Origin of the sequence: Streptomyces monashensis (genome assembly GCF_001866665.1) — a bacterium.
GTDB classification, from domain to species: Bacteria; Actinomycetota; Actinomycetes; order Streptomycetales; family Streptomycetaceae; genus Streptomyces; species Streptomyces monashensis.
Genome location: NZ_MLYO01000049.1, coordinates 38,369 through 62,328 on the forward strand (window position 1 = coordinate 38,369; position 23,960 = coordinate 62,328).

The 23,960-nt window shown below is 70.5% G+C and carries 25 protein-coding genes and 2 riboswitches; of the genes, 7 read left to right on the forward strand and 18 right to left on the reverse strand.

What is annotated here, in order from left to right; translation table 11 throughout:
* Positions 1 to 22: 22 nt before the first annotated feature.
* Together sfnG and BIV23_RS54040 are read right to left on the reverse strand one after the other, a co-directional pair.
* Entirely contained in the window at positions 23 to 1,159 is a 1,137-nt protein-coding gene (sfnG, locus tag BIV23_RS27835; RefSeq protein ID WP_071383722.1) for a dimethylsulfone monooxygenase SfnG, read from the reverse strand.
* 175 nt (positions 1,160 to 1,334) lie between these two features.
* Entirely contained in the window at positions 1,335 to 1,415 is an 81-nt protein-coding gene (locus BIV23_RS54040) for a putative leader peptide (protein ID WP_425443537.1), read from the reverse strand.
* Between the two features lie 138 nt (positions 1,416 to 1,553).
* Here BIV23_RS54040 and BIV23_RS27840 point away from each other — a divergent pair, with 138 nt between their 5' ends.
* Complete coding sequence (locus BIV23_RS27840; RefSeq protein WP_071383723.1) at positions 1,554 to 2,480, forward strand: LysR family transcriptional regulator; 927 nt, start codon at positions 1,554 to 1,556, stop codon at positions 2,478 to 2,480.
* A gap of 4 nt (positions 2,481 to 2,484) precedes the next feature.
* Positions 2,485 to 2,988, forward strand: coding sequence for a P-loop nucleotide/nucleoside kinase family protein (locus tag BIV23_RS27845; RefSeq protein ID WP_071383724.1), 504 nt, complete (start codon positions 2,485 to 2,487; stop codon positions 2,986 to 2,988).
* A 283-nt stretch (positions 2,989 to 3,271) separates the two neighbouring features.
* Here BIV23_RS27845 and BIV23_RS27850 read toward each other — a convergent pair whose 3' ends face one another.
* The 16 genes from BIV23_RS27850 to BIV23_RS52260 form a co-directional block, all read right to left on the reverse strand.
* On the reverse strand, positions 3,272 to 4,420 hold the full coding sequence (locus BIV23_RS27850; protein WP_071383725.1) for an LLM class flavin-dependent oxidoreductase: 1,149 nt from the start codon (positions 4,418 to 4,420) through the stop codon (positions 3,272 to 3,274).
* Positions 4,413 to 5,504 carry an LLM class flavin-dependent oxidoreductase gene (locus tag BIV23_RS27855; protein WP_071383726.1) on the reverse strand — a complete coding sequence of 364 codons (1,092 nt, stop codon included), beginning with the start codon at positions 5,502 to 5,504 and terminating at the stop codon, positions 4,413 to 4,415. Before BIV23_RS27855 ends, BIV23_RS27850 begins: the two co-directional genes overlap by 8 nt.
* Positions 5,501 to 6,877 carry an NtaA/DmoA family FMN-dependent monooxygenase gene (locus tag BIV23_RS27860; RefSeq protein ID WP_071383727.1) on the reverse strand — a complete coding sequence of 459 codons (1,377 nt, stop codon included), beginning with the start codon at positions 6,875 to 6,877 and terminating at the stop codon, positions 5,501 to 5,503. The genes BIV23_RS27855 and BIV23_RS27860 overlap by 4 nt, the downstream gene beginning before the upstream one ends.
* Positions 6,878 to 6,898: 21 nt before the next feature.
* Positions 6,899 to 8,146 (reverse strand): LLM class flavin-dependent oxidoreductase, encoded by a 1,248-nt coding sequence (locus tag BIV23_RS27865; RefSeq protein ID WP_071383728.1) that lies wholly within the window; start codon positions 8,144 to 8,146, stop codon positions 6,899 to 6,901.
* Positions 8,147 to 8,222: 76 nt separating this feature from the next.
* Positions 8,223 to 8,324 (reverse strand): putative leader peptide, encoded by a 102-nt coding sequence (locus BIV23_RS54045; RefSeq protein ID WP_425443535.1) that lies wholly within the window; start codon positions 8,322 to 8,324, stop codon positions 8,223 to 8,225.
* Between the two features lie 39 nt (positions 8,325 to 8,363).
* Positions 8,364 to 9,089: a GNAT family N-acetyltransferase gene (locus tag BIV23_RS27870; protein ID WP_071383729.1), complete on the reverse strand. Its 726-nt coding sequence runs from the start codon at positions 9,087 to 9,089 to the stop codon at positions 8,364 to 8,366.
* A 93-nt stretch (positions 9,090 to 9,182) separates the two neighbouring features.
* Entirely contained in the window at positions 9,183 to 10,208 is a 1,026-nt protein-coding gene (locus BIV23_RS27875; protein ID WP_071383730.1) for a transporter substrate-binding domain-containing protein, read from the reverse strand.
* A 62-nt stretch (positions 10,209 to 10,270) separates the two neighbouring features.
* A complete protein-coding gene (locus BIV23_RS27880) occupies positions 10,271 to 11,068 on the reverse strand; it encodes an amino acid ABC transporter ATP-binding protein (protein WP_071383731.1) in 798 nt (265 codons plus the stop codon).
* On the reverse strand, positions 11,065 to 12,045 hold the full coding sequence (locus BIV23_RS27885) for an amino acid ABC transporter permease (RefSeq protein WP_071383732.1): 981 nt from the start codon (positions 12,043 to 12,045) through the stop codon (positions 11,065 to 11,067). The genes BIV23_RS27880 and BIV23_RS27885 overlap by 4 nt, the downstream gene beginning before the upstream one ends.
* Positions 12,046 to 12,191: 146 nt before the next feature.
* The gene (locus tag BIV23_RS50550) at positions 12,192 to 12,350 is read right to left on the reverse strand and encodes a hypothetical protein (RefSeq protein ID WP_177240057.1); all 159 of its coding nucleotides are present in this window, start codon (positions 12,348 to 12,350) and stop codon (positions 12,192 to 12,194) included.
* Positions 12,351 to 12,380: 30 nt separating this feature from the next.
* A riboswitch (SAM riboswitch) is annotated at positions 12,381 to 12,489 on the reverse strand.
* 357 nt (positions 12,490 to 12,846) lie between these two features.
* The gene (locus BIV23_RS27890; RefSeq protein WP_071383733.1) at positions 12,847 to 14,172 is read right to left on the reverse strand and encodes an LLM class flavin-dependent oxidoreductase; all 1,326 of its coding nucleotides are present in this window, start codon (positions 14,170 to 14,172) and stop codon (positions 12,847 to 12,849) included.
* Complete coding sequence (locus BIV23_RS27895) at positions 14,169 to 15,227, reverse strand: aliphatic sulfonate ABC transporter substrate-binding protein (protein WP_071383734.1); 1,059 nt, start codon at positions 15,225 to 15,227, stop codon at positions 14,169 to 14,171. Before BIV23_RS27895 ends, BIV23_RS27890 begins: the two co-directional genes overlap by 4 nt.
* A gap of 43 nt (positions 15,228 to 15,270) precedes the next feature.
* Positions 15,271 to 16,002 carry an ABC transporter ATP-binding protein gene (locus BIV23_RS27900; RefSeq protein WP_071383735.1) on the reverse strand — a complete coding sequence of 244 codons (732 nt, stop codon included), beginning with the start codon at positions 16,000 to 16,002 and terminating at the stop codon, positions 15,271 to 15,273.
* The gene (locus BIV23_RS27905; RefSeq protein WP_071383736.1) at positions 15,999 to 16,892 is read right to left on the reverse strand and encodes an ABC transporter permease; all 894 of its coding nucleotides are present in this window, start codon (positions 16,890 to 16,892) and stop codon (positions 15,999 to 16,001) included. Before BIV23_RS27905 ends, BIV23_RS27900 begins: the two co-directional genes overlap by 4 nt.
* Entirely contained in the window at positions 16,889 to 17,785 is an 897-nt protein-coding gene (locus tag BIV23_RS27910) for a TauD/TfdA dioxygenase family protein (RefSeq protein WP_071383737.1), read from the reverse strand. Before BIV23_RS27910 ends, BIV23_RS27905 begins: the two co-directional genes overlap by 4 nt.
* 534 nt (positions 17,786 to 18,319) lie before the next feature.
* On the reverse strand, positions 18,320 to 18,484 hold the full coding sequence (locus tag BIV23_RS52260) for a hypothetical protein (protein ID WP_245790671.1): 165 nt from the start codon (positions 18,482 to 18,484) through the stop codon (positions 18,320 to 18,322).
* Positions 18,485 to 19,116: 632 nt separating this feature from the next.
* On the opposite strand from BIV23_RS52260, the gene BIV23_RS27915 reads away from it, so the two are divergent.
* From BIV23_RS27915 to BIV23_RS53610, 5 genes are all read left to right on the forward strand, one after another.
* Positions 19,117 to 20,223, forward strand: a complete 1,107-nt coding sequence (locus BIV23_RS27915; protein ID WP_071383738.1) for an LLM class flavin-dependent oxidoreductase — start codon at positions 19,117 to 19,119, stop codon at positions 20,221 to 20,223.
* The gene (locus BIV23_RS27920) at positions 20,220 to 21,620 is read left to right on the forward strand and encodes an NtaA/DmoA family FMN-dependent monooxygenase (RefSeq protein WP_071383739.1); all 1,401 of its coding nucleotides are present in this window, start codon (positions 20,220 to 20,222) and stop codon (positions 21,618 to 21,620) included. Before BIV23_RS27915 ends, BIV23_RS27920 begins: the two co-directional genes overlap by 4 nt.
* Positions 21,621 to 21,723: 103 nt before the next feature.
* The gene (locus BIV23_RS27925; RefSeq protein WP_071383740.1) at positions 21,724 to 22,647 is read left to right on the forward strand and encodes an LLM class F420-dependent oxidoreductase; all 924 of its coding nucleotides are present in this window, start codon (positions 21,724 to 21,726) and stop codon (positions 22,645 to 22,647) included.
* Positions 22,648 to 22,690: 43 nt separating this feature from the next.
* Complete coding sequence (locus BIV23_RS27930; protein ID WP_071383741.1) at positions 22,691 to 23,515, forward strand: DUF1684 domain-containing protein; 825 nt, start codon at positions 22,691 to 22,693, stop codon at positions 23,513 to 23,515.
* Between the two features lie 51 nt (positions 23,516 to 23,566).
* A riboswitch (SAM riboswitch) is annotated at positions 23,567 to 23,679 on the forward strand.
* Positions 23,680 to 23,712: 33 nt separating this feature from the next.
* Entirely contained in the window at positions 23,713 to 23,829 is a 117-nt protein-coding gene (locus tag BIV23_RS53610) for a putative leader peptide (RefSeq protein ID WP_342746384.1), read from the forward strand.
* Positions 23,830 to 23,960: the final 131 nt, after the last annotated feature.

Here is a 23,960-nt window from a genome sequence, read left to right on the forward strand (position 1 = left end):
TCGTTTCGTGTGCGGGCCACGGTCAGGCGTGGGCGTCGGCGGGCTCGGACGCGGCTTCGTGTGCCTCCAGTTCGCGCACCAGGGGCAGCACCCGCTTGCCGAAGTACTCGACCTCCTCCAGGTAGTGCAGGAAGCCGAGGAGGAAGAGGTCGACCCCGAGCCGCTTGTAGGCGACGATCCGCTCGGCGATCTGCTCAGGGGTGCCGATCAGACCCGTGCGGAAGCCGTCGTTGTACTGGACGAGGTCCTCGAACGTGGAGTCCTGCCACATGCCCTTGCCGTCGCCGGTGGACGGACCGGCCTGCTGGACGGCGTCGCGGAAGCCGTGCACGGCCGGCGTGTCGGCCTTGGCGACGATCTCGCGGAGCGTCTCACGGGCCTCGGCCTCGGTGTCGCGGGCGATGAGGAAGCCGTTGAGGCCGAACCTCGGCGGCGTACGGCCCGCTCGGGCGGCTGAGCCACGGACGTCGTCGATCTGCTCGGTGACGCCGTCGAAGTCCTTGCCGTTGGAGAAGTACCAGTCGGAGACGCGGCCCGCCATGGCGCGCGCGGCGGTGGAGTTGCCGCCCTGGAAGATCTCCGGGTGCGGGCGCCCGGGGGTGTTCAGCGGCTTGGGCTTGAGGGAGAAGTCACGCAACCGGTAGAAGTCACCCGCGAGTTCGGCATGATCCTCGGTCCAGATCTGCCGCAGGGCGCGGATGAACTCCTCGGAGCGCCGGTAGCGCTCGTCGTGCTCCAGCCAAGGCTCGCCCAGCGCGGTGAACTCGCCCTTGAACCAGCCTGATACGACGTTGACGGCGAAGCGGCCGTTCGACAGGTGGTCGGCGGTGGCCCCGAGCTTGGCGAGCACACCCGGGTGCCACAGCCCGGGATGAACGGCGGCGATGACCTTGAGCCGCTGAGTGGCGAGCAGCAGGGCGAGACTGAAGCTGGTGGACTCGTGCTGGTACTCGGCGCCGTAGCTGGCCATGTAGCGGACCTGGCTGAGGGCGTAGTCGAAGCCGTTGTTCTCGGCGAGGACGGCGAGTTCGCGGTTGTAGTCGTAGCCCCAGTCGGTGCGCTGCTCGACGGTGCTGGTGACCAGACCGCCACTGACGTTCGGCACCCAGTAGGCGAAGCGGACGGGATCGGATCCGAGGTATGCGGAGGATGCGGGCACGGGAACTCCTGGCAGGAGAATGCTGCGCGGGCAGGACGAATGAGCTCCGCGGAATGCTGACACGCTGGAGCGGCGTTTCCGGGAAAGCCGTCGTCGCGACGGAACGGAGCCGTGACCGGAATTCACGGAAGGAAGTCGCGGAGGGACCGGGTGGGAGGGTTTCCCTCGGGAGCGCTCAGACCCGACAGCGACAGAAGGCGCTGGAAACACGCGCAAGGTCGACGTGGCGTCGTCGCGTGAGTTCCTGTCGCTGCATGTCACCGATCGAACCAGGAGGGAGTCCGGCCGGTCAAGAATGCCCGGACGTGATTCCACATGGTGAGAGTCGGTATTCACGAGGTTGTGACAGGGAATCCCTTGAACCCGGTCCTCAGGAGGACGCAGTCTCCTCTTCGTGCGTATCGAACAGCTCGAATACATCGCCGCCGTCACACGGCTCGGATCGCTGCGGCGCGCCGCCGAGGAACTGCACCTGTCCCAGCCGGCGCTCAGCGAGACCGTACGCAATCTGGAGCGCGAGCTCGGCGTCGACCTGCTGGAACGCAAGCGGACCGGGGCGAAGATCAGCGACGAGGGACGCGAGCTGCTGCCGCACATCATGAGCGTGCTGGACGCGGTCGACCGGCTGCGCGGCGCGGCCGGCGACCAGCACCGCATCCGCCGCATGGTCCGGCTCGGCACGGTGAACACCGCTACCGTGCCGCTGGTCATCCCCACCGTGCGCGAGTTCCGGGACGCGCATCCCCTCACCCAGGTGGAGTTGGTCGGCGCGCAGCAGGCCGACATCCACCGCGGACTGTTGGAGGGCGCCTTCGACCTGGGACTGGTGAACTACCTCCGGGGCGACGACCTGCCGCCCGGCTTCGAGACGACGGAGTTGCTCTGCGGCCGGCCGGTGGTGTGCGTGCGTCCGGACAGTCCGCTGGCGGCCCTCGATGCGGTGGACGCGGACAGTCTCCTGGCCGAGCCGCTGGTCGTGATGCGGTCCGGCTATGTGATGCACCGTTTCGTGCACCGGCTGCTCCGCGGCCGGACTCCGTCCTTCTCGTACTCCACCGACGGCGCGGAGATGGGCAAGCTGATGGTGGCCGAGGGGCTGGGGGCCACGGTGCTGCCGGACTTCAGCGTCGTCGGCGACCCGCTGGAACGACGGGGCGCGATCGCTGTGCGGCCGCTCGCGGGGGATGCGACCGACGTACTGCTGGTACTGCAGCGCCGCCATTCCGGCTCCGTTCCACGGGCGGTCCGCGACCTGCACGAGCTCTTCGTGCACAACGCTCAGACGTACGCGGCAGCTACGCGCCGGCTGACGGAGAGTTGATCCCGTGCTCATCGTCATGGGCGGACTGCCCGGCACCGGCAAGACCACGCTCGCCCGTCTCCTGGCGGCCCGGATCGGTGCGGTCCATCTGCGGATCGACACCATCGAGCAGGCCATCGTCCGATCCGGGGTGACCCGGCACCCGGTCGGTCCCGTGGGCTATGCCGTCGGATATGCCCTGGCCGGGGACCATCTGCGGCAAGGGCTGACCGTGATCGCGGAATCGGTGAATCCGCTGGGTGTGACGCGTGACGCCTGGCGGGACACGGCCGTCGGGGCGGGCGTGCGTGTCACCGAGGTGGAGGTGGTGTGCTCGGATCCGGCGGAGCACCGGCGCCGTGTGACCTCGCGGTCGGCCGACATTCCAGGTCTGCCGCTGCCGGACTGGCCGCAGGTCGTCGACCGGGAGTACGAGCCGTGGGCCCGCGTGCGCGTCGTCGTCGACACCGCGGGGCAGAGCCCGCAACAGTCACTGGCTCTGCTCCTCCGCGGCCTGGCATCGGGCTGACCGGTGACGGGTGGCTGTGCCAGCACCCGGCTCGGCCAAGTCGCCGCGAGCGCCCGGAGGTTCACGCCCCTCGACGTCGGTACCGAAGTCGAGGGGGCGGCGTCGTGCAGCGAGCGAGAGCCGTGGCGAAGGACGAACACGAGGTGGTCTCAGCATGGTTGTCTTCAGCGGTCGTCTTCACGTGGTCGTCTTCGCACGAAACGGTCTTCCGCTGTCGGCGCGGTGACGAGGCGGGCCGCGCCGAAGCGTGGCGTGCGGCTGCTGGGTGCGGTACTCCCGAGCATCAGCTCGCCGGGAAGGAGTGACCCCGGCGGCGCCATTCCTCCGCGAGCAGTTCGTACGAGCGGACCCGGTCCGTGTGGTCGTGGGTGATCGTCGTGATGAGCAACTCGTCCGCGCCCGTGGCCTCCTGGAGTTGTTCGAGCTGGTCGGCCACGCGGCCCGGTGAGCCGACGAACTGGGTGTCGAGGCGGTCCTGGACGAGGGCCCGGTCCTCGTCGGTCCATGTATGGGCACGTGCTTCCTCCGGCGTCGGGAACTCGATGGCGCCCTCGGCGCTGCGGATGCTGCGCACCCACGGGCCGTAGCCGGTGGCGAGTGCGCGGGCGGTGGCGTCGTTCTCGGCGACGACGACGTCCGCCGAGACGCTGACGTACGGCTTGTCGAGGAACTCGGAAGGCTGGAAGAAGGACCGGTAACCTTCCACCGCCTCAAGGACCGTGGCCGGGCTGACGTGGTAGTTCGCCGCGAACCGCAGACCGTTGCGGCCCGCGACAGCGGCGCTCTGACCACCGCTGCTGCCCAGGATCCACACCTCCAGGTCGGCGCCCTCCCCCGGCACGACATGCGCCTCGACGCCCTCCGGGGAGCGGTAGGTGCCGGCGAGCAGCGCGAGGATGTCGTCGATCTGCTCGGCGTAGTCCTGTGACTCGGCGCCGGGCAGCAGAAGCAGCCTGCGCTGCAGTGCGATGCGGGGTGAGCCGAGCAGGTGCTCGAAGGAGAAGCGGGGCGGGATCAACAGGCCGTTCGGGGCGCGGCCGTCGACGACCGGGGTCGCCGTCGGCAACGGTGCGGCCGGCTGTCCCGGCGGGCGGCCGCCCGAGCGGCCCAGGCCCAGATCGAAGCGGCCCGGGTGCAGCGCGTCCAGCAGGCCGAACTCCTCCACGGTGGACAGCGCCGTGCGGTGCCCGAGCTGCACGGCCCCGGAACCGAGCCGGATGGTGGAGGTGGCGGATGCGGTCAGGGCCAGGGCGACCGCGGGCGACGTGCCGGCGACGCCCGGATTGAGGTGGTGCTCGGCGAACCAGTAGCGGGCATACCCGAAGCGCTCGGCCTGCTGTGCGAGGTCGATGGAGTTGCGCAGGGCATCGGCTGCCGTCGAGCCGGAGGGGACCGGAACCAGGTCGAGAACGCCGAGGGCAGCATCAGACATGGACGGACTCCTGGGTGAGCGGCGGCGCCGGAAGCACGGGACCCCATACGAACGGCGGGTCCGGGATCTCTCGGCGCAGCACGGGGGCGACCTTGGACTGGAACAGCTCGAGGGAGGCACGGTGCTGGGACTCCGTCAGCCCGCCCGCGTCGGCGTGCAGGTGGAGCACGGTGTGTCCGAACCGTTCGTGGTAGCGGTGCACCTTGTCGATGACCTGCTGCGGGCTGCCGATCAGCGCGGAGCTGCGTTCGGCGAAGTCCTCCAGCGTCTCGAAGACGACCGGTAGGCCCGCCTTCTTGAAGAAGGCCAGGTTGGACTCGAAGACCGGCCGGTATGCGGCGAGGGCCTGCTGGGAGGTGGGCGCGACGTGGATGCCCGCCGTGCCCGCGCCGACGGCGATCTTCGCCGGGTCGTGGCCGTAGTGCTCCCAGCGCTCGCGGTAGTGGCGGATCAGCTCGGCGTACGGCTCGATGGGGTGGGTGACGTTCGCCGAGAAGAGCGGGTCGCCGTAGCGGGCGGCCAGCTCGACCGACTCCTTGCTGGTCGCGCTGCCGTGCCAGACCCGGACCGGCCGCTGGTACGGCCGCGGCCACACCTCGGCGTCCGTCAGCGGGGGACGGAAGCGGGTGTCGGCGGTGACCTTGTCCTCGCGCCAGATCTTCCGGAAGACCTCGTAGCTCTCGGCGTTGCGGTCCCACTGGTCCTCGGGCGTGACGTGGAACAGGTCGCGCTGCGCGGCGCCGTTGCCCTTGCCGATGATCAGGTCGAGGCGCCCGCCCGACAGGTGGTCGAGGGTGGCGTAGTCCTCGTATGCCCGGACCGGGTCCAGCAGGCTGAGCGTCGTGACGGCCGTGAACAGGCGGATCCGCTTCGTCAGGGCGGCGACATGGCTGAGTACGACGGTCGGCGAGGAGGAGATGAACGGCCGCTCGTGCCGCTCTCCCACGCCGAAGCCGTCGAAGCCGAGCTCCTCGGCGAGCAGCGCGTTGTCGACGACCTCCCGGAAGCGGTCGTGGGTCGGCTTCTGTACGCCGGTGAGGGGGTCCGGGCGGTGCACGATGAGTGTGATGGCGAGGAATTTCACGACGCCGCCCGCTCCTCGCCCCGCAGGTCGTCCGGGTGGGTGAGGCCGAGGTGGTGGCGGAGGGTCGGGCCCTCGTAGTCGGTGCGGAACACGCCCTGTTCCTGCAGGAGCGGGACGACCTTGTCGGCGAAGTCGTCCAGGCCGGTGGGGGTGATGTGCGGGACGAGGATGAAGCCGTCGCTGGCGTCGGCCTGGACGTACGCGTTGATGGTCCGGGCGACGGTCGCCGGGGAACCGATGAAGTTCTGGCGGTTGCCCGTCTCGATGACCAGGTCGCGGATGGACCAGTTGTGGGCGGCGGCCAGTTCGCGCCACTCTCGGGCGGTGGCCAGCGGGTCACGGTACATGCGGACCTGGGCGCGGCCCTTGGAGATGTGGTCGGCGCTGACGTCCGGGTCGATGTCGGGCAGCGGGCCCTCGGGGTCGTAGGAGGACAGGTCCCGGTTCCAGACGAACTCCAGGTGCTTGATGGCGGTGGCACCGCTGACCTGCTGTCGGCGCACCTCCTTGGCCAGTTCCTCGGCCTCTTCGTCCGTGTCGGCGAGGACGAAGCTCGCGGCGGGCAGGATCAGCAGCTGGTCGTGGCGGCGGCCGTACGTGGCGAGACGCTTCTTGACATCCGTGTAGAAGGCCTGGCCGCCCTCCAGGGTGGCGTGCCGGCTGAAGATGGCGTCCGCTTCGGAGGCGGCGAACTCGCGGCCCTCCTCGGAGTCGCCGGCCTGGAAGATCACGGGACGGCCCTGCGGCGAGCGCGGGACGTTGAACTGGCCGTGGATGTCGAAGTGCTGCCCGCTGTGGACGAAGGAGCCGACCTCGGCGTCCCGCAGGAAGGCGCCGGTGGCCTGGTCGGCGAGGATCTCGTCGCCGTGCCAGGAGTCGAAGAGCTCGTTCGCCGTGGCCAGGAACTCCTTCGCACGGGAATAGCGCTCCTCCTGGGGGAGGAAGCCGCCGCGACGGAAGTTCTCGCCGGTGAAGGCGTCCCAGGAGGTGACGACGTTCCAGGCGGCGCGGCCACCGGAGAGGTGGTCGAGGCTGGCGAACTGGCGGGCCACCTCATACGGCTCGTTGAAGGTGGAGTTGATGGTGCCGGTCAGGCCCAGGCGCTCGGTCACGGCGGCGAGCGCGGCGAGCACCGTGAACGTGTCGGGGCGGCCGACGACATCCAGGTCGTAGATCTTCCCGCCCTGCTCACGCAGCCGCAGGCCCTCGGCGAGGAACAGGAAGTCGAACTTGGCGCGTTCGGCGGTCTGCGCGAAGTGGACGAAGGAGCTGAACTCGATGTGGCTGCCGGCCTTCGGGTCGCTCCACACGGTGGTGTTGTTGACGCCGGGGAAGTGGGCGGCCAGATGGATCTGCTTCAGCGGCTTGCTCATGGTGGGTGCGGTCCTTCCGGCTCAGGCGGTCGCGGCGTAGCGGTTGGCGGGACGGGCGAGGCCCAGCAGGCCGCGCAGGGTGTCGGCCTCGTAGGCGGTGCGGAAGACGCCCCGGCGCTGGAGTTCGGGGACCAGGCCGCGGGTGATGGCCGGCAGGTCGTGGCCGGCGACGGCGGGCCGCAGCCGGAAGCCGCTCAGACCCTCCGCTGCCCACTCCTGCAGCAGGTCGGCCAGTTGGGTGGACGTACCAGCGAAGATCCGGGCATCGCTGGTGTAGGGCTCCCCCGCGAGGGCGTCGAGGCGCGCGCGCCGGTCCTCCGCAGCGGCCTGCTCATCGTTCAGGAAGACCACCAAGTCCCCGAAGATGTGCGGAAGTTCGGCTGCCCGGTCGGCGGTCTCCCGCTCGGCACGGATCTCGGCGACGATGGCGCGGGCCTGCTCGGCGTCGTGCGGGGTGACGTAGCCGATGTCGGTCTGGCGGGCCACGAGCCGGTACGGAACGCTCTGGTGGGCGAGGGCGGTGACCAGCGGCTGGCCCTGCGGCGGACGCGGGGTGATGGACGGGCCCTTGACGCTGAAGTGCTCGCCCTCGAAGTCGATGTAGTGCAGTTTGTCCCGGTCGATGAAGCGACCGGTGGCCACGTCCCGGATCTCGGCGTCGTCCTCCCAGCTGTCCCACAGCCGCCGCACGACCTCGACGTAGTCGGCGGCCTCGTCGAACAGCTCGGTGAGGCGCTCCTGCCCGGACGGCGTCCGCAACTCCTCCAGGCTGATCGGCGGGAAGGCGCGACGGCCGAAGTGGTCGGCCTCGTGCGGGCGGGCGGAGATCTGCACCCGCAGACCCGCGCGGCCGGTGCTGACGTAGTCGAGGGTGGCGATCGCCTTGGAGATGTGGAACGGCTCCGTGTGAGTGGCGATCACCGTCGGCACCAGGCCGATGTGCCGGGTGAGGGGAGCGATGCGGGAGGCGGTCAGCACGGCGTCGAGACGGCCGCGGACCTGGTCCGTACGGCCGTCCAACTCGCCGATGGGGGTCCCCCCGGTCGAGCGAAGTCGAGACTGGGGGAGCGAGGACTGCAGGCCGAGGCCGTCCTCGAAGGTGACGAAGTCGAGCAGGCCGCGCTCGGCCTCGGCGACCAGGTCGGCCCAGTACCCGGCGGTGAACAGGTCGCGGGGGCGGGCGACCGGCTCACGCCAGGAGGCCGGGTGCCAGCCGGTGCCGTCCAGGGCGACGGCAAGGTGCAGGTGGGAAGGGGGAGTTGAGGACACGAGGGTGCCTTCCTGGAGGTCCGTATGAGATCACCGGCCCACGGCCGGGGTGGGCGCACGGCGCTGGGAAACGGGGTCAGGAACAACAGAGGGCGCCGGCCACGCGCTGGAGGTCGATGTGGGGCCGGCTGTGGAGGTGCACAGCACGCAGGACACGTGTCACCCGGCCCACCTCCACGTCATCACGTCATCGCCTTCGACAAGGACAACGGCACAGCTATGCCGTTTCTTCCAGGACGGCTGCCTCGGTCTGCCGTACGAGTGAGAAGACCGTACGGCGGCGCAGGGTGAAGCCGATCGACTCGTACAGCCGGATCGCGTTCGCGTTGTCGGCCCTGGCGTGCAGGAAGGGCTGCTCGCCGCGCTCCTTGATGCCGGCCGCCACGGCGCGGACCAGCCGGGTGGCCAAACCCCGGCCGCGATACGCCGGGTCGGTGCACACGGCGCTGATCTCGGTCCAGCCGGGTGGGTGGAGGCGTTCGCCGGCCAAGGCGATCAGGCGGCCGCGGTGGCGGATGCCCAGGTAGGTGCCCATCTCGACGGTGCGGGGCAGATAGGGGCCGGGTTCGGTGCGGGCGACCAGGTCGAGGATCTCGGACACGTCGTCGGGGCCGAGCCGTACGGCCTCGGGGTCGCGCTCCGCGCGCAGGCCGGTGTCCACGAGCTGGACCCCGTGTCCGGTACGCACGACCTCCCAGCCCTTCGGAGCCTCGGTGACGCCCCGCACCGAGGCGGTGCCGCCGGGGCCGACGAGCGCGGCGAGGTCGGCCCAGGCGCGCGGGTCGTCCTCGTCGGAGACGGCGTGGAAGGGAGCCACGTCCTGGTGATAGCGAGCGGCGTGGCCGATGCGTTCGGCGAAGTGGGCGTGGGGGCCGGTGAGCGCGGCCCAGGCGGGGTTGTCCAGGATGTGCCAGGCGCTGGTGTCGAGGGTGGTGACGGACATGGTGTGGCGGTCTCCGGGGTGCGGCTCGGGGTGTTCTGCGCGCGGGGACTCCACCGCGGGGCGACGGACGGTGGAGTCCCCGGCGCACGGTGGTCAGGAGTTGTCGAGCGGCAGGCCCGGCGGGTTGACCTCGGACTTGGCGACGGCCTCGTTGGAGAGGTTGTACGCCTTGAGCCACTCGGCGTACTGACCGTTCTTGATCAGGTAGTTGATGGCGTCGGCGAGCGGCTTGGCGAGTCCGCTGTCCTTCTTCGCCGTCGCCGCGATCAGGCCCTGCAGGCTCGCGCCCGCGCCGGAGTAGGTGCCCGCGGTGCGGGTGGCGTTGGGCGTGTCGGCCACCTGACGGTTGTGGTAGGCGAAGCCGGGGTTGGGGCCGAAGGAGGCGTCGACCTTGCCGCTGTTCAGGGCCAGGTAGGTGCTGGTGCTGTCCTGGAAGTACTTGACGGTGAGCTTCTTGCCCTCCTTGGCCAGCTTGTCCCTCCACTCCAGGAGGATCCTTTCCTGGTTGGTGCCGGAGCCGACGGCGATCGTCTTGCCGGCGAGGTTCTCGTAGGTGCCGCCGAAGTTCCAGGTGCTCTTCTTCGGCACGATGAAGGCGAGGTTGTCCTGCCGGTAGGAGGCGAACTCGTACTTCTTCTTGCGCTCCTCGGTGTCGGTGACGTTCGAGAAGGCCACGTCGGCCTTGCCGCTGTCGATGCCGACGAAGAGGTTCTCCCAGGTGGAGTTCTTGACCTCGGCCCTGAGCCCGAACACCGCGGCGACCAGACGGCCGAGGTCGGGCTCGGAACCGGTGAGGGTCTTCTGGTCGTTGCCGACGTACGCCAGCGGCGGCAACCCGGCGGGCAGGGCACCGATGCCGATCTCCAGCTTGCCGCTCTTCCTGACGGCGGCGGGCAGTTCGGCGCTGATCGCCTTGACCTCGGAGACCTTGATGGTGGTCTGGGTGGCGGCGCCGTTGGAGACCCGTCCGATGACGACCTCGCCGGCCTTGGCGGCGTCGGTGGAGGTGGCCGCGTCGCTGTTGCCACCGCAGGCGGCGAGCCCGGTGGCGAGGGAGGCGACGGCGGTCGCCGCGGTGATGCCGCGTATCAGGCTGCGTCGGGTGAAGTGGGTGCGCATGGCCGTTCCTTGTCGCTGAAGGTGATGAGGGTGGCGGGGGGAGGTCGTGGGAATGCGGCGGGTCAGAGGACCTTGCTCAGGAAGTCCCGGGTCCGCTCGTGCCGCGGTGTGTCGAGGACCTCGGAGGGCGGGCCCTGCTCGAGGATCTTGCCGCCGTCGATGAAGACGACCCGGTCGGCGATCTCACGGGCGAAGCCGATCTCGTGGGTGACGATGACGAGCGTGGTGCCGCTGGCCGCCAGGTCCTTGATAACGGCGAGGACCTCACCCACCAGTTCGGGGTCGAGGGCGGAGGTGGGCTCGTCGAAGAGGATGACGCCGGGGCGCAGGGCGAGGGCGCGGGCGATGGCGACACGCTGCTGCTGTCCGCCGGAGAGCTGGCGGGGGTACGCGCCGGTCTTGTCGGCGAGACCGACGCGGCCGAGGAGTTCGCGGGCGAGTTCCTGTGCCTCGGGCTTGCCGAGCCGGCCGGTGGCGACGGGAGCCGCGGCCACGTTGTCCAGCACGGTCAGGTGCGGGAAGAGGTTGAAGTTCTGGAAGACGAAGCCGATCCGCCCGCGCTGGGTGAGGATGGCCCGCTCACTGAGCTCCTTGAGCCGCTCGCCCTGCCGCTTCACGCCGATCAGCTCGCCGTTGATGCTGACGTGACCGATCTCCGGCCTCTCCAGATGGTTGATGATCCGCAGCAGGGTGGACTTGCCGGAGCCGGAGGGGCCCAGGATGACGGTGACCTCGCCCGGGCGGACGGTCAGGTCGACGCCGTCCAGTACCCGATGGGTGCCGTACCACTTGTGCACGTCGTGGACCTCGACGGTGGCGGCCTCGACGTCCGCCAGGGCCTCGCGCGTCGTGACGGTCATACGGCGGCCTCCCGGCGGATACGGGCTCGCAGGTCGGTGAGACCGGTGCGGAGTTTCTGCAGCGGCGTCGGCGGCAGGCTGCGGGTGGCACCGCGGGCGTAGTGCCGCTCGACGTAGAACTGGATGACGGAGACGACGCTGGTCAGGATCAGGTACCAGACGGTGACGACCAGCAGCAGCGGCACGATGTCGCCGGGGTAGGTGGAGCCCATGGTCTGTGCGGAGCCGAACAGGTCGAGCAGGGAGACGTAGAAGACCAGCGAGGTGCTCTTGATCAGTCCGATGAGCTGGTTGACGTAGTTCGGGACGATCGAGCGCAGTGCCTGCGGGAAGACGATCCGGCGGAACTGGTAGCCCTTCGGCAAACCGAGCGCCGCGGCCGCCTCGTGCTGGCCCTGGTCGACGGAGAGGATGCCGCCGCGTACCACCTCGGCCGCGTAGGCGGCCTCGTTGAGGCTGAGGCCGACGACGGCGACGGCCATGTCGGTGGCGAGTCTCGACTCGTCGAAGGAGAAGAAGGCCGGGCCGAAGGGGATGCCGACGCTCAACGTCTTGTACAGGGCGCTGAAGTTGTAGAGGAAGATCAGCACCACGATGAGCGGAATGGAGCGCAGCGCCCAGACGTAGGTCCAGCTGACCGCGCGCAGCACCGGGCTCTTCGAGAGCCGGCCCAGTGCGAGCACGATGCCGCCGGCCAGGCCCAGCACCGCGCTGCAGGCGGTGACTTCAAGGGTGATCAGCAGGCCGTCGAGGATGGTGGGGCGCAGGAACCAGTAGCTCCAGCGGTCCCACTGGTAGAAGGGGTTGGTGACCAGTCCGTGCACGAACTGGGCGACGAGGAGCAGCACGATCGCGGTGACGATCCAGCGGCCTGGCCGCCGCAGCGGAAGAACCCGCTGGGCGGCAAGGAGTTTTGACGGTTCGTCGGTGGGCGGCGCCTCGGCGAGGGTGACGGTGTCACCAGGGGGTTCACTCATGGTGGGCTCCGGCTGGGTGGGAACACCCCGGAAGCACGGCGGTGTGCGACGGCGCACACGACGGCGAGGTACCGGGGGCGGGGAGGGCAACGGCACACCGCGCGGGCGCGGTGTGCGTCAGGAGGTGCGGGGGCTGCGGGAAGGTGTCAGCCCCGACGGCGGGCGCGGCCCGGTGCGGTACACAGTGCGCTGTTCACGCGGAGCAGATCGACGGCACGGTCGGCGACGAGCGGGGTCAGCAGGCTCGCGTACGGCTGTGCGCAGCCCTGGGGGCGGCGCCTCGCCGTCCGGGGGGCTGCGTACATGGCGTCACCGTCACTGTTCCGGCCCCAGGGGCCTCGCGCTTACCGAGACATCATCGGTCGGGTCGTCACCTGGGGCACCCCACCGCGGTGGGAGGGTTGCCGGTCAGCAAGCCAGGGCTTATCGCTGACGCTCATGACCGTTCTGGGCGCTAGTTAAGACAACGGCACGAACGTATGTCAACGCCGGTCCAGCAGATGGAACAGCAGGGCGGGCGGCGTGGGCCGTCCGGTCCAGGATGCGGACGGCTGCTCCGGTGGTCTCCAGGCCCTGGCAGCGGGTGCGATGGCGGCGTTCGAGGCCGTCGACGTCGAGGTGGCCGCCGAGGGCCGGGTGGGCGGCCGGGCGGCGGCGCGCAGGGCACACGTCTCCCACCGCCGCGCCGGCCCAGGCCGGTCGGTCCGGACACTCCGGTCCGACCGCGGTGCGGGCGGGTTCCCGCCGCTCCGGGAAGTGGAGGCGGCGGGAGTCGCGAGCGGACCGGCCGCGGAAAGCGGTTCAGCCATGGAACTGGTTCGCCGGAACCTGGAGGCCGTAGTGCTCGCGCAGGGTCGTACCCTCGTACTCCTCGCGGAACAGGCCCTTGCCGCGCAGGATCGGCAGCACATGCTCCGCGAAGGCCGCGAGGCCGGACGGCAGGGCGGGCGCCATGATGTTGAACCCGTCCGCGGCACCGCCCTCGAACCAGGCGATGATGGTGTCCGCGATCTGCTCGGGCGTGCCGACGGACTCGAAGTGGCCGCGCCCGCCGCCGAGCCGGGAGATGATCTGCCGGACCGTCAGCCGTTCGCGTACCGCGAGGTCGATGATCAGGTCGGAGCGGCTCTGCGAGCCCTCCAGCTTCGGCCTGGCGAGGATGGAGTCCGGCAGGAGTTCGTCGAGTTCGAAGACCGACGGCTCGGTCTCGAACACGGCGGCCAGCTGGCGCAGCCCGTACTCCGGAATGCGCAGCTCGTCGAACTCCCGTGCGAGCGCCCGGGCCTCCTCCTCGGTCGACCCTATGTACGGGACGATCCCCGGCAGGACGATCAGTCCGTTCGGGTCGCGGCCCGCTGCCCGGGTCCGTGCCTTGATGTCGGCGTAGAAGGCGGCGGCGCGTTCGTACGTCGTGTGGGCGGTGAAGACCGCCTCGGCGTGGCGGGCCGCGAAGTCCTTGCCGTCCTCGGAGGAACCGGCCTGGACGAGCAGCGGGTAACCCTGCGGCGGACGCTCGACGTTGAGCGGGCCGGCCACCTTGAAGTACCGGCCCTGGTGGCCGAGCCGGTGCAGCCGCGCGGGGTCGGCGTAGCGTCCCGTGGTCCTGTCCGCGATGACGGCCCCGGCCTCCCAGCTGTCCCACAGCGCCTTGGCGACCTCCAGGAACTCGTCGGCGCGGGCGTAGCGCTCGGCGTGGCCGGGACGGTCGTCCCGGCCGAAGTTGGCCGCCTCGTCAGCCCCGGCCGAGGTGACGATGTTCCAGCCGGCGCGGCCCTCGCTGACGTGGTCGACGGACGCGAGCCGGCGAGCGAGGTTGTACGGCTCGTTGTACGTCGTCGACACGGTCGCGATGAGGCCGATCCTGCTGGTCGCCTGGGACAGCGCGGTCAGCAGTATCAATGGTTCGAGCTGGCCCGGCGGCCGGAACTCGCCGGTTCCGATGAGGGCGGGGCCGTCCGCGAGGAACAGCGAGTCGAACGTGGCGCTCTCGGCCAGCTGCGCCAGCTCGATCCAGTGCCGCAGGTCGAAGTCCGCCCGGGGGCTGCTGCGCGGGAGCCGCCACGCCGCCTCGTGGTGGCCCGCCTCCATGAGGAAGGCGTTGAGGTGGAGCCGCCGTCTCGCGCTCATGAGGTGACCTTCAGCTTGGAGCTGTCGTAGCCGGCCGGGAGGAGGTTGTCGGTGATCGACTTGACGTCGACCTTCTTGGTGATCTGACCGGCCGTCAGGAAGGCGTCGGCGAGCTTCTGCTCCAGCTCGATGTCGGGCTGCTCCAGCGGGGTCACCCGGTTCGAGTAGGCGGCCAGGGACGCCTTGGCGTCGTCCAGTGGGATGCCCTGCTCCTTCGAGAGCGCCTGCGCGTAGTCGTCGGGATTCCTGACGGCCCAGGCGAATTCCCGAGAGAGCCTCTTCAGGACGTCCGTGAGAGCCGCGCGTTTGGTCTTGTCCTTCAGCGACGTGTCACTGGCGACGTAGTAGCTGCTCGTCTGGTCGATCGGCGGCAGACCCTTCACCAGGATGCGTGCGCCGTTCTTGACCGCGATGGCCGACTGCGGGTTCCAGATCGACCAGGCGTCCACCTTGCCGGTGTTGAACGCCGTCGCGCCGGCCGCCGGGTCGAGGAAGACCAGCTTGGCGTCCTTGGGGGTGAGGCCGACGCTGCTCAGCGCGTTCAGGGCCAGACCGTGGGCCGAACTGCCCTGCGGAACAGCGATCTTCTTGCCTTTGAGGTCGGCTGCCGTCCTCAGCTTCGAGCCCTTCGGCACGATGATGTTCTCCACGGCCTGGTCGGGCGTGAGCGAGCGGTTGGCGGCGACGACCTTGAAGCCGTACTCCTTGGCGGCGCCGGTGATCGGCGGTACGTCGCCGACGCTGCCGAGGTCGATGTCGCCCGAGGCCGCGGCCTGCACGAGCGGCGGGCCGTAGGTGAAGCGGGCGAACTTCACCTTGTACGAGGCGTTGTCGAACACACCGGTAAGCTTCGCCAGCTCCTGGCTGCCATCACCGCCGTTGTCGCCGATGGTGAAGGTGTACGTGCTCCACTCAGGGTGCTTGGCGTCGCTCGCGTCGACGGCGTTTCTCAGTGGCGCGGTGGTGTTCGACGACGACGATCCGCAGGCGACGAGAGTGCCCGCCAGGGCGAGCGAGCCGACGACGCCGATGAGTCTGGTGGTTCTCTTTCGCATGGGTTGTCGTGCTTTCTGTGCTCGGTGAGGGTATTCGGCGAAGTCAGTGCTGGACGGCGAGGCCAAGGTCTTCCAGGAGCCGGGCGCGGAGTTCCTCGCGTGCGACGCTCGCCTCACGGTCCGCGGCAGAGAGGCGCACGTCGTGCGAGGTGCCGATGCGGCCATCGCTCATGACGACGATGCGGTCCGCCAAGGCGATCGCCTCGTCGACATCGTGGGTGACGAGCAGCATGGCGGCGTGGTACCTGGTGCGCAGCGCGCGTACGAGGTCGTGCATGCGCAGCCGGGTGATGGCGTCGAGGGCCGCGAACGGCTCGTCGAGCAGCACGAGTTCGGGTTCCGAGACCAGTGCCCGCGCGAGCGACACCCGCTGGGCCTCGCCGCCGGAGAGCTCCTTGGGCCATGCCTTCTCACGGCCCGCCAGGCCGACCTCGGCGAGCACGTCGCGGGCCCGCGCCTCCGCGTCAGGTCCGTGCAGGCCGAGCGTGACGTTGCGCAGGACCCGTTGCCACGGCAGCAGCCGGTCGGCCTGGAAGACGATCGCACGCCGTGCCGGGACCTCCACGCGCCCTCCGTCGGGCCGGTCGAGTCCGGCGAGCAGACGCAGAAGGGTGCTCTTGCCGCAGCCCGACGGTCCGAGCAGGATCACCAGCTCCTCGTCGGCGAGGGTGAGGTCGAGGTGGTCGAGCACCACCCGGTCACCGAACTGGCGGACCACCTGCTCCACGGCGACCCCGGACTGCCGACGGGGCTCGGTCGCGACCGCGCTGCTCATGACGCCTCATAACTGGGTCGCCACCGCAGCAGCACCCGCTCGAGAGCCCGGACGAACTGGTCGGCGAGCAGACCGAGGAGCGAGTAGATCACCAGGCCCACGAAGACCTGGTTGGTCTGGAGATAGGTCTGCCCCTGAGTGATGAGGAAGCCGAGTCCCTTGTCGGCGTTGACCGTTTCGGCGGCGACGAGTCCCAGAACGCTGTACGCGAGGGAGAACCGGAGCCCGACCAGGAACCCCGGCAGGGCTCCGGGCACCAGCACGCGCGTCACCAGGCGCCAGGTGCCCGCGCCCGTCGTACGCGCCATCTCGATCAGCCGCTGGTCGACGCCCCGGATCGCGGCGAACAGGTTGAGATACATCGGGACACCGGCGCCGAAGGAGATCAGCAGCACCTTCGTGAGCTCGTCGATGCCGAACCACACGATCATCAGCGGCAGCACCGCGAGGAGGGGGATCGTGTTGAGCACCTGCACCAGGCCGTTGAACAGGTACTCACCGCTGCGCAGCAGCCCGCCGAGCACTCCGGTGACGATGCCCACCGTCAGACCGATCGCGAGGCCGATGCCGGCCCGTTGCAGCGAGATGGCCAGGTCGGGTCCGAGGACGCCCTGCTGCCACAGATCGGCGGCGGACTTCACGATCGAGGTCGGTGCCGGAGCGTAGGTCTTCGCAAGCACTCCGGCCCGGGCGAGCACCTCCCAGGCGACGAGGATCACGACGGGAGTCGTGTAGACGCCCAGCGGCCAGCGCAGGCGCGCGCGGAGTGTGCTGAGCGGAGTTCGGCGGCGGGCGTCGCTCGGCAGGAACACCTCGCGTTCCCGCGCGCTCGTCGTCTCGGAGTCCGGGCTCTCGGCGACGGCGGGCGCCGTGAGGCCGAGCTCGGTCATGCGGCCACCTCCACCACGCTGCTGTAGTGCGAGGCGTCGCCGACGAGTTGCTCGCTGTGGCGTCCGTCGACGCCGACCGGAACATCGCCGGAGATCGTCACCCGGTTGAGGCGGCGGGGGTGGTCGTCGTAGTTGTCCACCCCGTAGTGCTGGGTGATCCGGTTGTCGAAGATGAGCAACTGGTTGGGCGACCAGGTCCAGCGCAGGATGTTCTCCGGACGCGTCACGTACGACTGGAGGATGCGCAGCAGTTCGGCCGACTCGCTGCTCGACAGGCCGACGACGCGCTTGGCGAACCCGCCGATGAGCAGCCCGCGTTCGCCGGTCAGCGGATGCAGCCGCACGACCGGGTGCTCGGCCTCGTAGGGCGTCGAGACGAAGGCGCGGTCGTACTCCTGCCGCCGCGCCGTCGTGGCCGATGGGCGGGCGTAGTCGTACTGGTTGGTGTGCACGACGCGCAGCGTGTCCGCGAGGGCGCGCAGCGGTTCGGGCAGGTCGCGGTAGGCCGCCGCGGCGTTCGCGATGAGCGTCTCGCCGCCGTACGGCGTGGTCACGACCGACCGCAGGGTGGTGGCCTGCGGCGGGTTGACCACGAAGGAGACGTCCGTGTGCCACTCGTCGGCCTTGGACGTCTCGCTGTCGACGGCGAGCACGTTCGTCGTACCGTCGACGGCCGGCACGTTCGGGTGAGCGGTGGTGAGGTCGCCGAACCACCCGGCCACACGCTCCTGACCGGCGTTGTCGAGGTTCACGTCGTCGAACACGATCGCCTTGTGCTCGTTGAGGGCGTCACGGAGCGCCGTGACCGTCAGGGGGTCAGGCGGCGCGGCGAGATCGACGCCCTCGACGACCGCGCCGATGCGGCCAGTGAGTTTGCGGACGGACGGAGGCATGAGGGGGTCCCTCCCGGACAGATGGGGCACGCCAACGGGTGCTGGACCTCGGGGCGTTGGGCAAAAGGGCTGGTATTGCGCAGGACTGATCGACCACACGCGGAACGCCGGGCCGGGCGGACCGGGGAGAAGAACACATGGTCGCAGGACCGCTACAGCCGCGTTCTCAGCGACCGCGTCGGCGGGCGCGAACAGGTTCCCGGATCATCACGGGAAGGAGCGGAGACGGGGAGCCCTCAGGAGGTGGGGACGACGAGCCCGCGGGGAGGCATCGCAGTGTCGGCGGCTTTGCACCGCCGCTGCCAGGCACGCGCCATGGGCGCACACCGGCCGCCGCCGGGGAGCACTTCCCGGGTCAGCGACAACAAAACGCGCTGGAGACGTGCGCCAGATCGATGTGGCGCCGCCGGGTCAGGTCCACGCGCGGGTTCATGGTTCGGGAGTTCAGCAGATGTCCACCAGGCTGGTCAAGAACTTCCCGGAGAGGTCTTGCATTGCGGACACGGCGAACGTCTCAGCCTCCTCGGGACACGCTCAGAGGCAGACGGCCACGGCGATGCGCTGGACCATCTGCAGGATCCCGCCGGCCACTCCCGTGGCCTCCGCCGGAGCGTGCTGGACCGGTGAGAAGCCGGACTGGGCCATCGCGACAGCCGTGCCCAGCGCATACGGCTTCGACGAGGTCAGCGCCGGGTGCACCAGCGGCGGACGGCCCCGTCGTACTCGTCGATGCTGATGCTCGTAGCTGCTGGTGCACGGCGAAGACGGCTGCCGAGTCTCGGGCGGTACGCGGAAGCGGGGCGGCCATCGGGAAGCCAGGGTCGGGGTGAGCACCGCGCACGGCGAGCTCGGCAACAGGCAGCACCGCCAGCCTCCCGGCGCTGCGGGGACGCCATGGCCGGGGTCCATGAGGATTCCTTCACGGAGGACTGACCCGGGCGCCTCACAACTACGCCCGGAGGGCGGCTGGTTGAGGGCGAGAGAAGGCTGCAGGCAGAGCGAGGGGCGAGATCGGAACGATGCGTCCACCATACGCCCCGGCGGATGAGATGCCCCTCCCTCATGTTCGACCTTGACACTCACAGGGGCGGGCGACGTACGTTGAAGGGGAAAGTTCCTCACAGGTGGAGGCTTTGATGCACGTACTGGGCGCGGCACCGCGCGGTGCGTGCACCGGTGCGCGGCTCATCACCCGGCGGCATGTCGACTACTGCCGTACTTCCTCCGCCGTCTGTCCTTCCGTAGACGCCTGACCCCTGCCGGCCGTCCCACCGGTCGTCTCGTCGTGGCCCTGTGGCCGCGAGTCCTCGTGTTTCCCGGAAGGAACCCCATTGACCGGCCCCGCCCTGCACCTCGCCGTCGAGACGGACGGCGACGGCGCCCACCCCGCGGCCTGGCGCCGCGCCGCCCACTCCCCCGCTCACCTGCTCACCCCGCGCCGCGTGGCCCAGGTCGCCGCCATCGCCGAGAACGCCGGGTTCACCCTGATCACCCTGGATGACGGCGTGCTGCCGCCCGGGGCCGCACCGGATCCGGTGGGCCGTATCGGCGCGGTGGAGCGGGCGGCCTTCGCCGCGGCGTCCACGAGCACCATCGGGATCGCGCCCGTCATCCCGGTCACGTATGCCGAACCCTTCCATGTCTCCAGCCAGTTGGCGTCCCTGGACCACATCTCCGCCGGCCGCGCCGGGTGGGTGGTGACGGAGGAGGAGCGTCCCGAGGCGGCCCGGGCCTGGGGACGGCCGCTGATCGCCGACGCCGCCACGCGGGCCCGGGAGTCCCGGGACGGCGTGGAGGTGGCCCGAGCCCTGTGGGACTCGTGGGAGGACGACGCGGCCATCCGGTCCGTGGCCACCAGCCGCTATCTCGACCGCGAGCGGCTGCACTACATCGACTTCACGGGCGAGACGTATGCCGTCAAGGGCCCGGCGATCGTGCCGCGCCCGCCTCAGGGGCAGCTTGTCGTCCTGGGCCGGCCGGACCGGGTTCCCGCCGCACAGCTCGACGTGGCTCTCGTCGAGGGGCGCGACCTCGCGTCGGTCGCCACAGCCGCTGCTGCCGCCGGTACGCCCCGCGTCTTCGCCGAGGTCGACGTGGCGCTGGACACCCCGCAGGCCACGGCCGCCGAGCGCGTCGCCGATCTGGAGCGGCACGCGGCGTGGAGCGACCGGGGACGGCTGCGGCACATCGGCACCGCAGACCAACTCGTCGCCCTCCTGGAAGGATTGAGCCGCCACGTCGACGGCGTACGGCTGCACCCGCTGGTGCTGGACGAGGACCTGCCCGTCCTCTCCCGCCTCGTGCTGCCGGCCCTGTCCGGACGACGCCTCGTCGCCCGCCCGCTGCCCGGTACGTCCCTGCGCTCGGCCCTCGGTCTGGGGCGCCCTGCCAATCGCTTCGCCGCCGCCTCCGCGGCGGCCCAGGAGGACGCCCGATGACCCGCACCGATCCCCTCGACGTCCCCCGGCCGCACGCCCAGCTGCACTTCGGGGTGTTCTTCCAGGGCGTCAACCACTGGACCATCTGGTCCGCCCCCGACAGCGGCTCCCAGATCGACCCCGCCTCCTTCCGCCGGGTCGCCCAGACCGCCGAACGGGGCCTGTTCGACGCGTTCTTCCTCGGCGAGGGGCTGCGGCTGCGCGAGGTAGACGGCAAGATCCACGATCTCGACGTGGCCGGGCGGCCGGACGCCATCACCCAGCTCGCGGCACTGGCCGCGGTCACCCGCCGGATCGGCCTGGTCTCCACCTCCAACTCCACTTTCAACGAGCCCGCCGACCTCGCCCGCCGCCTTTCCGGCCTCGACCTGCTCTCCGAAGGCCGCGCCGGCTGGAACGTGGTGACCACGGACAACGCCTGGACCGGCGCCAACTTCCGCCGCGGCGGCTACCTCGACCACGCCGACCGCTACCGCCGCGCCGAGGAGTTCCTCACCGTGGCCCGCGCCTTGTGGGACGGCTGGGAAGACGGAGCAGTCGCCGACTCCGCGCGGGCACGGGAATGGTCGGTGCCCGGTGCCGTACGCCGAGTGCACCACCGCGGACCGCAGTTCGACGTCGACCTCGCCCCCACCCTGCCGCGCAGCGCCCAAGGCCACCCCGTGATCTTCCAGGCTGGGGACTCCGGCGAGGGGCGCGACTTCGCGGCCCGCAACGCCGACGTCGTCTTCTCCGCGCACGGCAACGACTTCGACGACGCGCTGGCCTTCGCCGACGACATCCGGCGCCGGCTGCGGGCGGTCGGTCGGCCCGACGACGACCTGCGGATCCTGCCGGGCACCGAGATCATCCTCGGCGCCACCGAGGAGGAGGCCCAGGAGAAGAAGCGCTGGATCCGTCTCCAACAGGTGACCCCCGCCACGGCGTTGGGGATCGCCGGACTGCTGTGGGGCATCGACCTCTCGGACCGCGACGCCGACGGGCCACTACCGAAGGAGGATCCGGTGGTCACCGCGAACGACGGCTCCTTCGGCGCCCGGCGCATCGCCGACCCGCGCGCGGTCGTGGCCGAATGGCGGGCGAAGGCGGAGGCACACGGCTGGTCGCTGCGCGAGACCATCATCGCGCTCGGCCCGCAGCGCGGGCACGTCGGCACCCCGTCCGGTCTTGCCGACAAGTTCGCCCACTTCGTGCGGCACGGCGCGATCGACGGCTTCAACGTCACGCCCTACCTCATCCCCGACGGCCTCGACGACATCGTCGACCTGCTCGTCCCGGAACTGCAGGAACGCGGGATCTACCGCACCGAGTACACCGGCACCACCCTGCGCGAGAACCTCGGCCTGCGCGAACCCCTCACGCACCGGTCCGCGCGAAACCGACGGCAGGCGGGCTGAGCACCGGGATGCCCCGTCCACTGAGGACTGAGTACACATGACTGACAAGAAGCTGTCACACAGGGACGGAATGCGGGTCCGGCCGACGGCCGTTCTGACTGACATGACTGTTGGAGTAGCGCTCAACGCGTCCGATGCGCCGAACCAGGTCGACGCCACCGTACAACTGGCCCAGGAGGCAGCGGAGTTCGGTGTCACGTCGGCCTGGTTCGGGCAGACCTTCGGCGCGGACTCACCCCAGCTCGCGGCCATCGTCGGGCGCGAGGTGCCCGGACTGCAGGTCGGGACCTCCGCGATCCCCGTCTTCGGCCGCCACCCGCTGCTGGTCTCCAGCCAGGCCCAGACCGCCCAGGCCGCGACCCACGGCCGCTACCACCTCGGTCTGGCCCTGGGCACGAAACTGCTGACGGAGAACGGTTTCGGCCTGCCCTTCGAACGCCCCGTCGCCCGGCTGCGTGAGTTCCTCACCGCCTTGCGGCAGTTGACCGAGACCGGCACGGCTGATTTCCACGGCGAGCTGCTCACCGCGACCACCCCGGTCCCGGCGCGGGTAACGGGTGCCGAGAGCGGTGTCCCCCTGCTGGTCGCCGCGATGGGGCCGCAGGCGCTGCGGGTCAGCGGTGAGCTGGCGGACGGGATCCTGCCCTACCTGGCGGGACCGCGCGCCCTGGCGGAACACATCGTTCCCGCCCTGACCGCCGCCGCCGAGGCCACCGGCCGCCCCGCGCCCCGGATCGTCGCCCTGGTGCCCGGCGTGGTCACCGACGACGTGGACGCGGTGCGCGCCAAGGCCACCGAGAACCTCGCCTTCTACGAACAGATCCCGTCCTACGCCCGGGTCATCGAACTCTCCGGCGGCCGGCGTGCCGCCGACCTGGCCGTGATCGGCGACGAGAAGACCGTCGAGGCCGAGGTACGCCGATACCGCGACGCAGGCGCCACCGAGGTCGTGTTCTCGGGCACCGAGATCGCGGGAGAAGCCGACCGCCGACGCACCTGGCGCCTCCTCGGCGAACTGGCCCGCTGAACAGCCCCGAAGACCCAACAGCCCCTAGTGAGGGAGATTGCCCATGACCACCGAGGCCACCGCGACGGACCTGCAGGCCTTCACCGAGAACTGGCTGGCGTGGTACCGAGCGCAGGAGGCCCGGCTCGCCGCTCCGCACGGTTTCCTGGCGATCACCGGCCTGCACTGGCTCGACGAGCGGCCGCAGCGCTTCCCCGACGCGCCCGGTGCGTGGCGCACCGGCCCCGACGGGGTCGTCGTGGACCTCGACGACGGCGAGGAACTGCTCGTCGGCGGAACGGCGGTGCACGGTGAACACCGTTTCGGCGTGCTTCCCGAACGCGGCGGCGTCGACGCCGTCTGGGGAGACGCCGTCATCGAGGTCGCCAGGCGCGGCGGGCACGACATCGTGCGCCCCCGGCACCCGGACGCGCCGCTGCGCACCGCCTTCACCGGAACGCCCGCCTACTCCCCCGACCCGCGCTGGGCCGTGACAGGCCGGTACGTCCCCTTCGACGAGCCGCGGCCGACCACCGTGGGCGCCGCGGTCGAGGGCCTGGAGCATGTGTACGACGCTCCGGGCAGGGTCGAGTTCGAGCTGGACGGGCGCCCGCTGTCCCTCACCGCGTTCCCCGGACATGGTGCGGGCCGACTGATGGTGCTGTTCACCGACGCGACCTCCGGGGTCACCACCTACGCCGCCAACCGGGTCCTCGCCCTGGAGCCGACCGCCGCCGACGGCACGGTCGTCCTGGACTTCAATCGCGCCGCGAACCTGCCGTGCGCCTACACGGACCTGGCCACCTGCCCGCTGCCCCCGGCCGGGAACCGGCTGCCGGTGGCGATCGAGGCCGGCCAGAAGATCCCCCGTGAGCGCGGCGGTTCCTGAGCCGGGCTCGGCCATTGACCAACGGCAAGATCTCTCCGTACGATCACGAGTGGCATTGAGTGTCAGCGTCAAGCCCTGGCTCGCTGACCGGCAACCCTCCCGCGCGGTGGGGTGCTCCAGGTGAAAGCCCGGCGGGATCACCGAAGATCCCGCAAGCGCGTGGCCCCGTGACCGGGGCCGGACAAGTGGAGGACGGTATGCGGCACGGTGGTGACCTCAGCGCCCATGTCGTCGGCGCCACCGTGTTCTCCCGGCTCTCGCGTCGGCGCCACATCGACCTCAGGCGCTCGACCAGCTGTCTCTGTCAGGCCTGACGGGCCTTCCCACCGCTGGTCGCGGTCCGGCACCAGTCCTCGCCGCGTCCGTCTGCGCCTGATCCTCATCTTTCCCTGATCCCTGTCTGCACAGCGCTCCCCCGGCGTCGGCATCGCGCCGACCGAGGCCG

Bases quoted from the DNA above. Each gene is read 5' to 3' on its own strand.
- BIV23_RS27850 (WP_071383725.1), bottom strand. From the start codon at position 4,420: ATGTCTGATGCTGCCCTCGGCGTTCTCGACCTGGTTCCGGTCCCCTCC.
- BIV23_RS27930 (WP_071383741.1), top strand. From the start codon at position 22,691: ATGACCACCGAGGCCACCGCGACGGACCTGCAGGCCTTCACCGAGAAC.
- BIV23_RS27870 (WP_071383729.1), bottom strand. From the start codon at position 9,089: ATGTCCGTCACCACCCTCGACACCAGCGCCTGGCACATCCTGGACAAC.
- BIV23_RS27900 (WP_071383735.1), bottom strand. From the start codon at position 16,002: ATGAGCAGCGCGGTCGCGACCGAGCCCCGTCGGCAGTCCGGGGTCGCC.
- BIV23_RS27905 (WP_071383736.1), bottom strand. From the start codon at position 16,892: ATGACCGAGCTCGGCCTCACGGCGCCCGCCGTCGCCGAGAGCCCGGAC.
- BIV23_RS27920 (WP_071383739.1), top strand. From the start codon at position 20,220: ATGACCCGCACCGATCCCCTCGACGTCCCCCGGCCGCACGCCCAGCTG.
- BIV23_RS27885 (WP_071383732.1), bottom strand. From the start codon at position 12,045: ATGAGTGAACCCCCTGGTGACACCGTCACCCTCGCCGAGGCGCCGCCC.
- BIV23_RS27910 (WP_071383737.1), bottom strand. From the start codon at position 17,785: ATGCCTCCGTCCGTCCGCAAACTCACTGGCCGCATCGGCGCGGTCGTC.
- BIV23_RS27895 (WP_071383734.1), bottom strand. From the start codon at position 15,227: ATGCGAAAGAGAACCACCAGACTCATCGGCGTCGTCGGCTCGCTCGCC.
- BIV23_RS27875 (WP_071383730.1), bottom strand. From the start codon at position 10,208: ATGCGCACCCACTTCACCCGACGCAGCCTGATACGCGGCATCACCGCG.
- BIV23_RS54040 (WP_425443537.1), bottom strand. From the start codon at position 1,415: ATGCAGCGACAGGAACTCACGCGACGACGCCACGTCGACCTTGCGCGT.
- BIV23_RS27925 (WP_071383740.1), top strand. From the start codon at position 21,724: ATGACTGTTGGAGTAGCGCTCAACGCGTCCGATGCGCCGAACCAGGTC.
- BIV23_RS53610 (WP_342746384.1), top strand. From the start codon at position 23,713: ATGCGGCACGGTGGTGACCTCAGCGCCCATGTCGTCGGCGCCACCGTG.
- BIV23_RS27890 (WP_071383733.1), bottom strand. From the start codon at position 14,172: ATGAGCGCGAGACGGCGGCTCCACCTCAACGCCTTCCTCATGGAGGCG.
- BIV23_RS50550 (WP_177240057.1), bottom strand. From the start codon at position 12,350: ATGTACGCAGCCCCCCGGACGGCGAGGCGCCGCCCCCAGGGCTGCGCA.
- BIV23_RS27860 (WP_071383727.1), bottom strand. From the start codon at position 6,877: ATGAGCAAGCCGCTGAAGCAGATCCATCTGGCCGCCCACTTCCCCGGC.
- BIV23_RS27880 (WP_071383731.1), bottom strand. From the start codon at position 11,068: ATGACCGTCACGACGCGCGAGGCCCTGGCGGACGTCGAGGCCGCCACC.